The following is a 13,237-nucleotide window of genomic DNA, read 5'->3' as shown; positions in this document are numbered from 1 at the left end:
GTGAACTCGTCGCGGGGGCGCGGGCCGTACGGGGTGCCTGAGTACGGGGTGCCCGGTGCGGGCGGCCCCTACTTCAGCCAGCTCATCATCGGGCGGAGCTTGGCACCGGTCTTCTCGATCGGGTGCTCGGCGAGCTCCTCGCGGTAGGCGGTGAACTTCTTCTGGCCGCTGTCGAACTCCTCCACCAGTTCCCTGGCGAACTCGCCGGACTGGATCTCGGCGAGGATGCGCTGCATCTCCTTCTTGGTCTCCTGCGTCACCACGCGCGGGCCGCGGGAGTAGCCGCCGTACTCGGCGGTGTCGGAGACCGACCAGTACATCTTGTGGATGCCGCCCTCGTACATCAGGTCGACGATCAGCTTCATCTCGTGCAGGCACTCGAAGTAGGCGACCTCGGGCTGGTAGCCCGCCTCGATCAGGGTCTCGAAACCGGCCTTGATCAGCTCGGACACGCCGCCGCAGAGCACGGCCTGCTCACCGAACAGGTCGGTCTCGGTCTCCTCCTTGAAGGTCGTCTTCAGCGCGCCGGCGCGGGTGCCGCCGATGCCCTTGGCGTACGACAGGGCGAGGTCCAGGGCGTTCCCGCTGGCGTCCTTCTCCACCGCGACGAGACACGGCACGCCGCGGCCCGCGGTGTACTGGCGGCGCACGAGGTGACCGGGGCCCTTGGGGGCGACCATGGCCACGTCCACACCCTCCGGCGCCTCGATGAGGCCGTAGCGGATGTTCAGGCCGTGCCCGAAGAAGAGCGCGTCGCCCTCGACCAGGTTCGGGGCCACGTGGTCGGCGTAAAGGTGGCGCTGGATGTGGTCCGGCGCGAGGATCATGGTCAGGTCGGCCTCTTCGACGGCCTCCGAGGGCGTGAGCACCCGCAGGCCGTCGGCTTCGGCCTTCTCCCTGCTCTTGGAACCCTCGGGCAGGCCGACCCGGACGTCCACCCCGGAGTCGCACAGCGAGAGCGCGTGGGCGTGGCCCTGGCTGCCATATCCCAGAACGGCGACGTGCCGGCCCTGGATGATCGACAGGTCGGCCTGGTCGTCGTAGAAGATCTCAGTCACTTGCTTAACCTTTCGGGTTTCTCGTGTGCGTTACGCGGTCCGGTCCAGGGCCCGGAGAGAACGGTCGGTGATGGAACGGGCGCCGCGGCCGATGGCCACCATGCCCGACTGGACGAGCTCCTTGATGCCGAACGGCTCAAGGACCTTGATGAAGGCCTGCAGCTTGTCCGGCGTGCCGGTGACCTCGATGGTCACCGCGTCCGAGGAGACGTCGACGCAGCGCGCCCGGAACAGGTTGACCAGCTCCAGCACGCTGGAGCGGTTGTCGGCGTCGGCCCGCACCTTGATCAGTGTGAGCTCGCGCTGCACCGACTGCGCCGGGTCGAGCTCCACGATCTTCAGCACGTTGACGAGCTTGTTCAGCTGCTTGGTGACCTGCTCCAGCGGCAGGTCGGCGACGCTGACCACGATGGTCATCCGGGAGATGTCCGCGTGCTCGGTCGGCCCGACCGCCAGCGAGTCGATGTTGAACCCCCTGCGGCTGAACAGCGACGCGACGCGCGCGAGCACGCCGGGCTTGTTCTCCACCAGCACGGAGAGCGTGTGCCTGCTCATGCCTAGTCCTCGCTGTCCCAGACCGGCGCCATGTCGCGCGCGAACTTGATGTCATCGTTGCTGGTCCCGGCCGCGACCATCGGCCACACCATGGCGTCCTGGTGCACCACGAAGTCGACGACCACCGGCACGTCGTTGATCTCCATGGCCTTCTTGATCGTCGCGTCCACGTCCTCGGGGCGCTCGCACCGCAGTCCCACACAGCCGTATGCCTCGGCGAGCTTGACGAAGTCGGGGATGCGGCGGACCGTCTGCAGGTCGGTGTTGGAGTAACGCTCGTTGTAGAACAACGTCTGCCACTGCCGGACCATGCCCAGGTTACCGTTGTTGATGATCGCGACCTTGATCGGCACGCCCTCGATCGTGCAGGTGGCGAGCTCCTGGTTGGTCATCTGGAAGCAGCCGTCACCGTCGATGGCCCAGACCGTGGTGTCGGGCCGGCCCATCTTGGCACCCATCGCCGCCGGCAGCGAGAAGCCCATCGTGCCCGCGCCGCCGGAGTTGATGAACGTGCCGGGGTTCTCGTAGCCGATGAACTGGGCGGCCCACATCTGGTGCTGGCCGACCCCTGCGGTGTAGATCGCGTCCGGGCCGACGATCGCTCCCAGCCGCTCCATCACGTACTGCGGGGCGAGGGAGCCGTCCTCGAACTCGGTGTAGCCCAGCGGGTAGGTCGCCTTGTAGGTGTTGAGCGCGGTCCACCAGTCGGCGTAGTCGCCCTTGCGTCCCTCACCGCGCACCGCGGCGATCAGGTCGGAGATGACCTCCTTGCAGTCGCCCACGATCGGGACGTCCGCGTGCCGGTTCTTGGAGATCTCCGCCGGGTCGATGTCCGCATGGACGATCTTCGCGTACGGCGCGAAGGTCGACAGGTCTCCGGTGACACGGTCGTCGAAGCGGACACCGAGTCCGATGATCAGGTCGGCCTTCTGCAGCGCGCCGACCGCCGACACCGAACCGTGCATGCCGGGCATGCCCATGTGCTGCGGATGGCTGTCGGGGAAGGTGCCCCGCGCCATCAGGGTGGTGACCACCGGGATGCCGGTCAGCTCGGCGAACTCCAGCAGCTGCGCCGACGCGCCGGCCCTGTGCACGCCGCCGCCCACGTAGAGCACCGGCCTTCCGGCTTCGACGATGAGCTTGGCCGCCTCGCGGATCTGCTTGGAGTGCGGCCGGGTCACCGGCCGGTAGCCGGGCAGCTGCATGACGACCGGCCATTCGAAGGTCATCTTCGCCTGGAGCGCGTCCTTGGCGATGTCGACCAGCACCGGTCCCGGGCGCCCGGTCGAGGCGATGTGGAATGCCTCCACGATCGTCCTGGGGATGTCGTTCGGGTCGGTGACCAGGAAGTTGTGCTTCGTGATCGGCATGGTGATGCCGGAGATGTCGGCTTCCTGGAAGGCGTCGGTGCCGATGGCGGCGCTGGCCACCTGACCGGTGATCGCGACCATCGGGACCGAGTCCATGTAGGCGTCGGCGATCGGGGTGACCAGGTTGGTCGCGCCGGGACCGCTGGTGGCCATGCAGACTCCGACCTTGCCGGTGGCCTGCGCGTACCCCTGGGCCGCATGCCCCGCGCCCTGCTCGTGCCGTACAAGCACGTGCCGGACCTTGGTCGAGTCGTAGAGCGGATCATAGGCGGGGAGAATCGCGCCGCCCGGGATCCCGAACACAGTGTCGACCCCGACGTGCTCCAGCGCCCTCACGAGGGCCTGGGCTCCTGTCATCTGTTCGGTCATCGGCTCGTTCCTTGTGGCTGAACATGCTTAATGGCATAAAAAATGCCCCATTCCGCTTGATCGGCGGAGCTGGGGCGGCGCGCAGGTCAGAGTACTTCGCTCAGCGACCTGCGCGCCGGTGAAGTACTACAAGAATCCCACGGTCAATCTGCATGCCTCCACCTTGGCCGACGGAGTGGCTCCACGTCAAATTCATGGGACAGATATCTCAGAGTCCGAGATGTGAGGTCACGCGTGAGTCCCCAGGCTGGAGAGGCTGGTGCGCATCAGCGAGTCGACGCCGCGCGCGGCCATCGGGCGCGCCACCAGGAATCCCTGGCCTCGGGTGCAGCCCATCTCGCGCAGCAACTCCAACTGCTCGGGCCGCTCGATGCCCTCGGCGACCACGATCAGCCCCAGGTCGTGGCCCAGCCGCACGATCGTACGGGTCAGCAGGGTCAGCGTCTCGTCGCAACCGAGCCCGGACACGAAGGAGGGGTCGATCTTGATCATGTCGACCGGGAGCTGCCGCAGCAGCGCCAGCGAGGCGTAACCGGTGCCGAAGTCGTCGATGGCCAGCCGGACCCCGAGGGTGCGCAGCTCGGAGAGCCGGGTGATGGTCTGCTCGGCGTCCTCGACCAGCATCTCCTCGATGACCTCCAGGGTCAGCGCGCTGGGCGGCAGCCCGCTCTCGACCAGGGCGGACTCGACGGTCTCCACGAAACGCGGCGCCATGATCTGCCGGGCGGACAGGTTGAGCGAGAGCCCGATCTCCCACGCGGAGGCGCGCCAGGTGGCCACCTCCCGGCATGCCTCGCGCAGGATCCACTCGCTCAGCGGCACGATCAGGCCTGTGTCCTCCGCCGGACCGAGGAACTGCTCGGGCGGTACGAACTCGCCCCCCTGACACCAGCGCACCAGTGCCTCGACGGCGGTGACGCGCGAGGTGGCCAGGTCGACCACCGGCTGGTACTCGATCACGAACTGGTCTTCCAGCAGCGCCCGCTGCAGGTCGGCGGCGAGCTCCAGGCGCCGTACCACGTCGGCGTGCATGTGCGCGGCGAACACCTCGACCCTGCGCCCGCCCAGCTCCTTTGCCCTGGCCATCGCCACGTCGGCGTTGCGGATCAGGTCGGCGGAGGAGACGTCGTCGGCCGCGAAGGCCACCCCGACGCTCGCGGTCAGCGCGATGTCACGGTCGGCCACCCGGAACGGCTCGGACGAGACCGTGCGGACCAGTCGCTCGGCCAGGTCCACCGCGGTCTGGGCGTCGACCGCCTCGAGCAGCACCGCGAACTCGTCTCCGCCCCAGCGCGCCAGGGTGTCGTCGGTCCGCACGGTGGCGCGGAGCCTCCTGGCCGCCTGGCCGAGCAGGTAGTCGCCGCTGGCGTGGCCGACCGAGTCGTTCACCGCGGTGAAACCGTCCAGGTCCAGGAAGACCACGGCGACGCTGCTCGCGCCGGGACGGCCCAGCACCTCGCGGGTGCGTTCCTCGAAGTAGGCCCGGTTGGGCAGGCCCGTCACCCCGTCGTGGAAGGTCAGGTGGGCGACCTGGCTGCGCAGGGCCTCCTGGTCGCTGATGTCGCGGGTGGTGACGAGCAGCAGGCCCTCGCCGCGCACGTGCCGGGTGGCGACCGACTCGGCGGGGCGCCAGGTACCGTCGGAGGCTCGGACCCGGCAGGCGACCATGCACGCGCCAGGCCCCTCCTCGGCCTCCTCCTCCAGGCTCATCGCGCTCAGCGCCCCCTGGATTCCCGGCACGTCCTCCGGGTGGATGTAGTCGAAGATCTTCCCGCCGACCAGTTCCTCGGGGCGGTATCCGTACGTGCTCTCGACCCCCTCGCCGATCTGCCGCACCACACCGTCGTAGTCGCAGAGCAGCACCACGTCGCCGGCGCTCTCCGCCAGGTCGTGCAGCTGCCGCTCACCGAGATGGAGCAGGCTGCGCAGCCGCCCGGTCTCCAGCAGCATCACGAACATGCGTACCAGCAGGACCGCGACGATCGACGCGCACACCGAGGCCAGCACCACCGGCGGTCCCTGTACCCCACCACCGATCACCTTCAGCAGCACGACGACCGCGGCCGCCGCGACCAGGAACAGCGGCACCGCCGCGATCAGCGAGGACGTGCTCTCGCGGAGGAGGGGCTCGTCGTCCTCCAGATCCGGCGGTCGCTCCGCGCGCCCGCTCCACGGGACCACGGCGAGCACCAGGAACGCGACAGGGGCCAGCCACACCCAGGTGAGCGACGGCGTGTCGCCGCTCACCCGAGCCAGCGCGGTGGTCGTCTCCGAGGTCGCGACGGCGGCCAGCACGGCCAGCGCCGCCAGACCGACCGGCCAGGCCGACCGCCTGATCGGCACCACGGCGGGGCCCACGACGCAGGCGAGGATCAGGCAGAACAGGGGTGAGGCGAAGGTGACCGCGGCGTTGCCCGCGTCGCCGGCGTCGCGGTAGACCGGCCCCACCAGCGTCACCCAGATGATCACCAGAATGGAGGCGGCGCACACGTAGGAGTCGGCGAGATCGCGCAGCAGGGCATGCCCTCGGGCGGGCCTGACCGCCGACAGCGCGGTACCGACGGCGATCATGGCCGTACCGGCCAGCAGCACCAGGTCGGCGAAGGTCACCACGAACGGCGCGCCGTCCGCGATCGGCCGCACCCCCACCCCGAGCAGCCAGGTGACCGAGCCGCCCGCCAGCCAGCGCCAGGCCAGTGCCCTGCGCCTGCTGATCACCCTGGAGGCCGCGGCGAACAGTGAACCCGCGGCGGCCGCCGCGGTGACGACGCCCGCCACCGCCTCGACGACCACGGCGGGAGCGCCGCTGACAAGAGCGGCAACGAGCCCCACCACGCCGACGGCGGCGGCGGTCAGCGGTACCCGGGGGTCACGCCAGCGGATCAATGTCGTCTGCCTATCGGTGTCGTTTCAGTGTGCTCTGCTCCCGCAGCATCCCTTACTCACTGCGCTCGTGTCACCGGCGCGAGCACGTCGTTCTTCGTCCTCGGCGCTCGTACCGGCACACGGCCAGTGTGGGCCGTCCGGCCCGCGCGAGGAGTGACAACGCCGTAGTCGTCACCGATCTGATAACCGCGCGGGCGATGCAAATCGCTCCTGCCGACGGTACGCACCGCAGGTCACGAGGTAGCCACAGTCCGGATTCCTTTGCCGGTCAGTAGGAACCCGTGATCACGTTTTTGAGCGGCTCGCCCGCGAGGTAGCGCAGCAACTGGGAGCGGAGCAGCTTCAGCGTGCGCCGTACCGACGCCGGGCTGCTGCCCGCGACGTGCGGGGTGATGAGGACCCCCGGCGCGCTCCACAGCGGGTGCCCCTCGGGCAGCGGCTCGGGATCGGTGACGTCGAGCGCGGCCAGGATCCGGCCGCCGCCCAGCTCGGCGACGAGAGCCGCGGTGTCGACCACCGACCCCCTGGCCGCGTTCACCAGGACGGCGCCGTCCTTCATCGCCGCCAGGAAATCCGCGTCCACCATGCCCGCGGTCTCGGGGGTGGACGGTACGAGCAGCACCACCACATCCGCCGCGGGCAGCAGGGCGGGCAACTCGTCCATGCCGTGCACACCTGGCCTGGCGGTCCTGGCCACCCGGACGACGTCCACCTCGAAACCGTCGAGCCGCCGCTCCAGTGCCTCACCGATCGAGCCGTAGCCGACGATCAGGACCGTGGAGTCGGCCAGCACCCCGGTGTGGTGGTAGGTCCACTCGCCCTTCCGCTGCGCGTGCACGAATCCGGGAAACTCCCGAAGCACCGCGATCATGGCCCCCACCGCCCACTCGGCGGTACCCGCGTCGTGCACTCCCCGGGCGTTGCACAGCGTCACCCCCTCCGCCAGGTGCGGCCGGTAGGCGTCGACACCCGCCGTGACGGTCTGCAGCAACCGCAGGCCGGTCATCCTGGCGAGCAGATCGGGGAGACCCGCCACCGGCGTCAGCGGCGGAATCCAGACCTCGACCTGCTCCGCCCCCTCCGGCACCGGCTCCGTGCCGTCATAGACGGCGCACTCCACTTCGGGCAGATCACACAGAACGTCGGCGGCGGCTTTCGAGGGGACCCAGATCTTCATCCCCGCATTATCCAACCGCGACGCCCGTGAGCCACTACTCGTCCTCGCTTGCCTCACTCACGCACTTCAGGTCGAGTTCGGGGCGGTAGACCGTGGTCTCCTTGACGCGCTTGATCTCCTTGCCGTTCTGCTTGAAGACACGCCAGACGTCGATCGTGAACCCCTGCTGGCCGACCATCGGGATGCAGTCGGGGCCGCTGTCGGTCGCGCTCTTGAACGGGGTGATGTTGTAGCGCTCGGACGAGATCGACTCGATCTCGTACCGCTTGGTGCTCCAGAAGGCGACGGTGACCCCGTTGTTGTCGAAGGAGGTCTTCACCAGCACCCCGTACGGTGAGTCGTTCTTCCAGCGGAAGTCGGGTTCGGGCCAGGAGACGGTGGACTCCCGTCCGGCGGGGTAGCGGGAGATGTAGAACTCGTGTGCCATGTGCTGGACGTCCTCAAGGCCGCCGAAGAACACCGCGTTGTACATCGTGGTCACGAACTGGGAGATGCCGCCGCCGACCGAGTCGACCAGCCTGCCGCCCTGGATCATGGGAGCGGGGACGAAACCGCGGGCGGTGTCGCGCTGGCCGATGACGCCGTTGAGCGAGAAGGTCTCGCCCGGCTTGACCAGGTAACCGTCCAGCAGCTTGGCGAGCGTCCTGATGTTGGTCACCCGTGGCGGGCAGCACTCGTAGGGCGTGGTGAACTGGCTGATCCGCTCCTTGATGCCGAGCTTGCGCGCCTCGGCGTCGGACATCCGCGGCCGGACCGTGGCCATGGCCACCGGGATCGTCCGTTCTCCGTTACGGGAGACCATCTCGGCCACGTCGGCCGCGAGCCGTTCGTCGTCGACGCCCTTCCCCTTGCGGCCGGGCACCAGTTTCGGCTTGCCCGCGACGATCTGGAACGTGGGGTCGCGCGGGGCCAGCGCCGGATCGACGAGCTTGTCCTCCACCGAGGCCACCGCGCTCCTGGCGTCGAACACCGGGCGCATGCCGCCGGAGCCGTCCGGCTCGAAGGACAGGTGCGCGGCGAGGGTCTCCACCGGCAACTGGACCTGCTTGCCGGCGAAGGTCAGGGTGACCGGCCCGGACAGCGCCTTGCCCGCGTCGTTCGCGGCCTTCTTGACCGTCTCCGCGCCGACCTTGGGCTTGATCACCGAGACCGGAAGCCTGACCTCCTTCGCCGGGCCGAGGAAGGCGTCCGTGATCGCGGCGACCGCGGCCTCCCTCTCCAGCTCCCTGCCGTCGCGGGGCGTCACGACGACGGGCTTGACGCCCTCGAACGTGACCGAACCCTCGCGGACCTTGAGGTCGATCTTCTTGGCCAGGCCCGCGACCGCGGTCTTCATGGCCTCGGCGTCGGAGGAGATCTTGGGCTCCAGCTCGGTGGTGCCGGTGAAGGCCCGCCATACCTCGGCGGGACTGGGGAAGTCGCTGGGCGCCTGGTCGATGGTGTCGACCACGTTGAACTCCAGACCCGCCTTGCCCGGGTCGAATTCGTAGCGCTTGCCCGCGGCCAGGAGGGTCATCTCCTCCGAGGCCTCACCCGCCAGCCGGTCTCTGAGCTTGTCGGCCGCCTCGGTCGCGGTCAGGCCGCCGATCTCGACACCCCGCACCGTGGTGCCCGGCAGCATCTTGCCGGACATGACGACCGCGGGCACCGCGTAGGCGAGAGCGGCGACGAACAGCACGGCGAGGATGATCAGGGCGATCCTGCGGCCCTTGCGCCGCCCCGGGGAGGGCTCCTCGTAACGGAGGCCGCTGGGCTGCGGGAACCCCCCGTCGCCACCGGGGACGAGCGTGGGCTCGTCTCGCCGGAACGAGGGCTCGGGTGGAGCCGCCATCTGCCAGGGTTGCGGTGGCTGTGCCACGGGCGGAAGCGCCGTCGCCCCGCGGGCCGGTGCGGCGGGACCGCCGAAACCGGTGGGGCCGAAGATGTCGGGCGAGACTCCCGGGGGGAGGCGCGAGCCGTCCTTGGAACGGCCGCCCGGTGCTCCCGGAGGAAGGCGTGGATCACGGGCACCGGGCGGGACGGGACGTGAGGGAAGCGGTATCGCCTCAAAGGGGTCCGTCGGCGGGTCCACAGACGCTCCGGCGTTCCGCACGGCCTCCGTCTCCTCCTGCTTCGCAGCTTCCACCTCCCGCAACCCTAGACCACACCGGTCAACCGACACCCAAAAATGAATAACAAATCAACCAGTCCAGCGGTAGCGGTGCTCGGGCCGACCAGCGGTGCCGTACTTCGGGCGGAGCTCCGCCTGACCCGCCGCGCACAGGTGCTCCAGGTACCGGCGGGCGCTGACTCTGGAGAGGCCGGTGATCACCGCCGCCTCGGCCGCCGACATGTCGGTGCCGCTCTTCCTGAGCGCGGTGGCCACCAGGGTGCACGTGGTGGCCGACAACCCCTTGGGCAGCGGCAGCGGGACTCCCTTGACCGTGCCGAAGAACTGGTCGACCTCGTCCTGGCGCGCCTCGTCCCCGAGGGTGGCGAGCCTCCGGTGCATCTCGGCGTACTGTCCGAGGCGGTCACCGAGAACGCGGGCGGTGAAAGGTTTGATCAGGTAGTTGACCGCGCCGCCGCGCATGGCCGCCCGGACCGTGGCCACGTCACGCGCGGCGGTGATCACCAGGATGTCCACCGGGTGCGAGGCTCCCCTGAGCGTCATGAGTACATCGAGTCCCGACATGTCCGGCAGATAGATGTCGAGCAGCACCAGGTCGGGCCGGTGCGTCGTGACCGCCTCGATGGCGGCACTCCCGGTGTGCACGATGCCGGTGACCGTGAAGCCGGACAGCCTGGCGACGTAGCCGCCGTGGATCCTGGCCACCATGAAGTCGTCGTCCACCACCAGTACGCGGATCTCCTCCGCGCACCCGTCCCCGGTCATCTCCGCACCTGCCGTTCCGCGGGCTCCCCGGGGCCGGCGGGCTCCCCCTCTGGAGACGGCGGGGGCTCACCCGTGGGGAGGAGCGCGGTGAAGACGGCGCCGCCCGCGTTGTGCACCCGTACCCAGCCACCCCGGCGCGAGCACGTCTGGCGGGTCAGTGCCAGCCCCAGGCCCCGTGGCCCGGCATGGGCCACCTTGGTGGTGAAGCCCTCCAGGAAGACCTCGTGGACCAGGCTCGGGGTGATTCCCGGACCGGAGTCGCCGACCCGGATGTGCAGCCCGTCCGCCTCGGTACGGACCGAGACCTCCACCGTTCCCCCACTCTCCTGCAGCGCGTCGAGGGCGTTGGCGACCAGGTTGCCGACGACCAGGACCGCGTCGTGCGGATCACCGATCATGCCCTCCTCCACCCGGGAGTCGTCGGACAGCACCAGGGTCGCGCCCCGCTCGGCCGCCTCCGCCGACTTCGCCAGCAACAGCGCGGCCAGCGTCGGGTCGGCGACCTTCTCCCGGACGCCCGCGGCGTGCCTGCTGTACGCCTCGGTGGTCTGGGTGATGTAACTGACGGCCGTCTCGTACTCGCCGAGTTCCAGCAGGCCGACCACGGTGTGCATCCGGTTGGCGAACTCGTGGGCCTGCGCGCGCAGCGCGCCGGTCGTGGTGCTGGCCTGGTCGAGCTCGCGCGCCAGTCGTACCAGCTCGGTCCGATCCCGCAGGGTGACCACCCAGCCGCTCTGCCGATCCCGCACCGCCACCGGGGTCCGGTTGAGCACCAGCACCCGGTCACAGTGGAGCACCACCCGGTCGTCGCCGGGGTCCGCACCGCCCAGCACGTCCCGCATCCGGTCGGAAAGCCGCATCTCTCCCAGGCTCCGGCCGACGTCGTGCTGGGAGAGGCCGAGCAGGTCGCGTGCCGCGTCGTTGACCAGCGTCACCCGGCCCGCCAGATCGAGGGCGAGCACCCCCTCCTTGACGCCGTGCAGCACGCCCTCACGCTGTTCGAGCAGGGCCGCGATCTCCGCCGGTTCCAGGCCGAACGTCTGACGGCGGACCCTCCGGGCGATCAACGCGGCGGCGGCCGACCCGGCGACCAGGACCGCGAGCACGGTCCAGAACAGCGGCGGCAGCGCCACACTGAGCTGGTCGGCGACGGTCTCCTCCAGGATCCCGACCGAGGCCAGACCGATGACCTTCCCCGCGGAGTCGAAGATCGGCGCCTTGCCGCGCACCGAGCGGCCCAGCGTTCCCGTCTGGATGCCGGTCCAGGGCCGCCCGTCCGTCATGACCTGCGAGCCGTCGGTGGACAGCCGCTTGCCGATCAGGGCCGTGTTGGGGTGGGCGTAGCGGATCTGGTCCCGGTTGGCGATCACCACGTAGTCGGCGCCGGTGGCCGCCTGCACCCCGGCCGCGATCGGCTGCAGGCTCAGTTCGGGCCGCGCCCTGCTGAACGCCTCGCGCACCTGGGGAAGCCCCGCCACGGACTCGGCGATCGCCAGGGCACGCTGCTGGTACTGCCAGTCCAGCAGCTCACGGGTGTGCTCCATCCAGACAGCCGCCGTACCGCCGACCGCGAGAAACACGATCACCGTCTGCAACACGAAGAACTGGGTGCCGAGCGAGGCGTTGACCAAGCGTCGCACGAGTTGACTCCCTTGTCAGGGAAGATCGATGAAAGCAGTTCGAGATAACGGTGAGATCGCGGAGACGCGTGACCAATATGACCGATACGACGGCAAACACGCAAAGGATCGACACGGCGACCGGCTGCGGTCACCATCCTCACCACGCTCTGTTCATGTTGTTGGGAGTTCGACCATGCGTCTTCGGAGATTCGCCACCCTCGCGGTGCTGTCCCTCGCCGCCCTCACCGCCTGCGGTTCCGGTGGGAGCTCGGGTACCAGCGCGCTGAGAATCATGGCTCCGGCCTCACCGGGAGGCGGCTGGGACCAGACCTCCCGCGTCGCGGGAGAGGTGTTGAAGTCCGCTGTCCCGTCCCGCAAGGTCGAGATCTACAACGTGCCGGGCGCGGGAGGCACCATCGGCCTCGCCCAGCTCGCGGGTGAGAAGGGCAACGGCAATCTGCTGATGACCATGGGCCTGGTGATGGTCGGTGCGGTGGAGCAGAACAAGTCGAAGGTCACCCTGGCCGACACCACGCCCATCGCGAAGCTGACCGAGGAGTACGAGATCGTCGTGGTTCCCGCGGGGTCGCCCTACCAGACGCTGGCCGACCTGACGGCGGCGTGGAAGGCGGACCCCGCGAAGATCGCCATCGCGGGCGGCTCCGCCGGGGGTACCGACCACATCGTGGCGGGCCTGATGGCCAAGGCCGCGGGCATCGACCCCAAGCAGGTCAACTACATCGCCCACTCCGGCGGCGGCGAGGCGCTCAACGCGCTGCTCGGCGAGAAGGTGGCGGCCGGGATCTCCGGTATCGGCGAGTTCGCCGAGCACGTGAAGTCCGGAAAGCTACGCGCCCTCGGTGTCAGCTCGCCCGCCCGGCTGGGCAACGTGGACGCCCCGACCCTCAAGGAGGGCGGCCTGGACGTGGAGCTGGCCAACTGGCGAGGCTTCGTCGCGCCCGGCGGGCTGGACGACGGGACGAAGCAGGAGCTCACCGAGCTGGTCACCAAGATGCACGACTCGCCGGCCTGGAAGGACGCGGTGATCAAGAACGGCTGGGCCGACGTCTTCCAGACCGGCCGGCCGTTCGCCGACTTCCTCGCGGCGGAGCAGACCAAGGTCAAGGCGGTCATCGCGGAGATGGGCCTCGTCTCCTGATGCCTCCCGTAGAAGACCAGTCCGGTCGCACCGGCACCGGTGCGACCGGCACCGGATCCGAACCCGCCGTCGCCCGCGCGGGCGGCGGGATGGGTAGAGCGGCGGGGGGGGGATGATTGTTTGTTGTTGTGGGGTGTTTTGGGGGGTGGGGGGGGGGATATAAATG

At 69.5% G+C, this 13,237-nt stretch carries 8 protein-coding genes and 1 pseudogene; 1 reads left to right on the top strand and 8 read right to left on the bottom strand.

Annotation, left to right across the window (positions count from 1 at the left end):
* Positions 1-68 precede the first annotated feature (68 nt).
* From ilvC to AB0J58_RS41900, 8 genes and pseudogenes are all read right to left on the bottom strand, one after another.
* Positions 69-1,049, bottom strand: coding sequence for a ketol-acid reductoisomerase (ilvC, locus tag AB0J58_RS41935; RefSeq protein WP_364226777.1), 981 nt, complete (start codon positions 1,047-1,049; stop codon positions 69-71).
* Between the two features lie 39 nt (positions 1,050-1,088).
* Positions 1,089-1,613, bottom strand: a complete 525-nt coding sequence (gene ilvN, locus AB0J58_RS41930; RefSeq protein ID WP_343969953.1) for an acetolactate synthase small subunit — start codon at positions 1,611-1,613, stop codon at positions 1,089-1,091.
* Between the two features lie 2 nt (positions 1,614-1,615).
* Positions 1,616-3,355: pseudogene (locus AB0J58_RS41925) on the bottom strand (acetolactate synthase large subunit); the annotation flags it as partial.
* Between the two features lie 225 nt (positions 3,356-3,580).
* On the bottom strand, positions 3,581-6,238 hold the full coding sequence (locus AB0J58_RS41920; protein ID WP_364226774.1) for a GGDEF domain-containing protein: 2,658 nt from the start codon (positions 6,236-6,238) through the stop codon (positions 3,581-3,583).
* Positions 6,239-6,506: 268 nt separating this feature from the next.
* Positions 6,507-7,415 carry a 2-hydroxyacid dehydrogenase gene (locus tag AB0J58_RS41915; RefSeq protein ID WP_364226771.1) on the bottom strand — a complete coding sequence of 303 codons (909 nt, stop codon included), beginning with the start codon at positions 7,413-7,415 and terminating at the stop codon, positions 6,507-6,509.
* Positions 7,416-7,449: 34 nt separating this feature from the next.
* Entirely contained in the window at positions 7,450-9,246 is a 1,797-nt protein-coding gene (locus AB0J58_RS41910; RefSeq protein ID WP_364226769.1) for a VanW family protein, read from the bottom strand.
* Between the two features lie 348 nt (positions 9,247-9,594).
* Positions 9,595-10,290: a response regulator gene (locus AB0J58_RS41905; protein ID WP_364226767.1), complete on the bottom strand. Its 696-nt coding sequence runs from the start codon at positions 10,288-10,290 to the stop codon at positions 9,595-9,597.
* Positions 10,287-11,930: a sensor histidine kinase gene (locus AB0J58_RS41900; RefSeq protein ID WP_364226764.1), complete on the bottom strand. Its 1,644-nt coding sequence runs from the start codon at positions 11,928-11,930 to the stop codon at positions 10,287-10,289. Before AB0J58_RS41900 ends, AB0J58_RS41905 begins: the two co-directional genes overlap by 4 nt.
* A gap of 175 nt (positions 11,931-12,105) precedes the next feature.
* Between AB0J58_RS41900 and AB0J58_RS41895 the strand changes: the two genes are divergently transcribed.
* A complete protein-coding gene (locus AB0J58_RS41895; RefSeq protein WP_364226762.1) occupies positions 12,106-13,071 on the top strand; it encodes a tripartite tricarboxylate transporter substrate-binding protein in 966 nt (321 codons plus the stop codon).
* Positions 13,072-13,237: the final 166 nt, after the last annotated feature.

The organism is Streptosporangium sp. NPDC049644 (assembly GCF_040675205.1).
Classification (GTDB): Bacteria; Actinomycetota; Actinomycetes; order Streptosporangiales; family Streptosporangiaceae; genus Streptosporangium; species Streptosporangium fukuiense.
This window is presented reverse-complemented; position numbering and strand designations above follow the sequence as displayed.

Excerpts from the sequence above, each read along its gene's own strand:
- AB0J58_RS41910 (WP_364226769.1), bottom strand. The coding sequence starts at position 9,246 with ATGGCGGCTCCACCCGAGCCCTCGTTCCGGCGAGACGAGCCCACGCTC.
- AB0J58_RS41915 (WP_364226771.1), bottom strand. The coding sequence starts at position 7,415 with ATGAAGATCTGGGTCCCCTCGAAAGCCGCCGCCGACGTTCTGTGTGAT.
- AB0J58_RS41895 (WP_364226762.1), top strand. The coding sequence starts at position 12,106 with ATGCGTCTTCGGAGATTCGCCACCCTCGCGGTGCTGTCCCTCGCCGCC.
- ilvN (WP_343969953.1), bottom strand. The coding sequence starts at position 1,613 with ATGAGCAGGCACACGCTCTCCGTGCTGGTGGAGAACAAGCCCGGCGTG.
- AB0J58_RS41905 (WP_364226767.1), bottom strand. The coding sequence starts at position 10,290 with ATGACCGGGGACGGGTGCGCGGAGGAGATCCGCGTACTGGTGGTGGAC.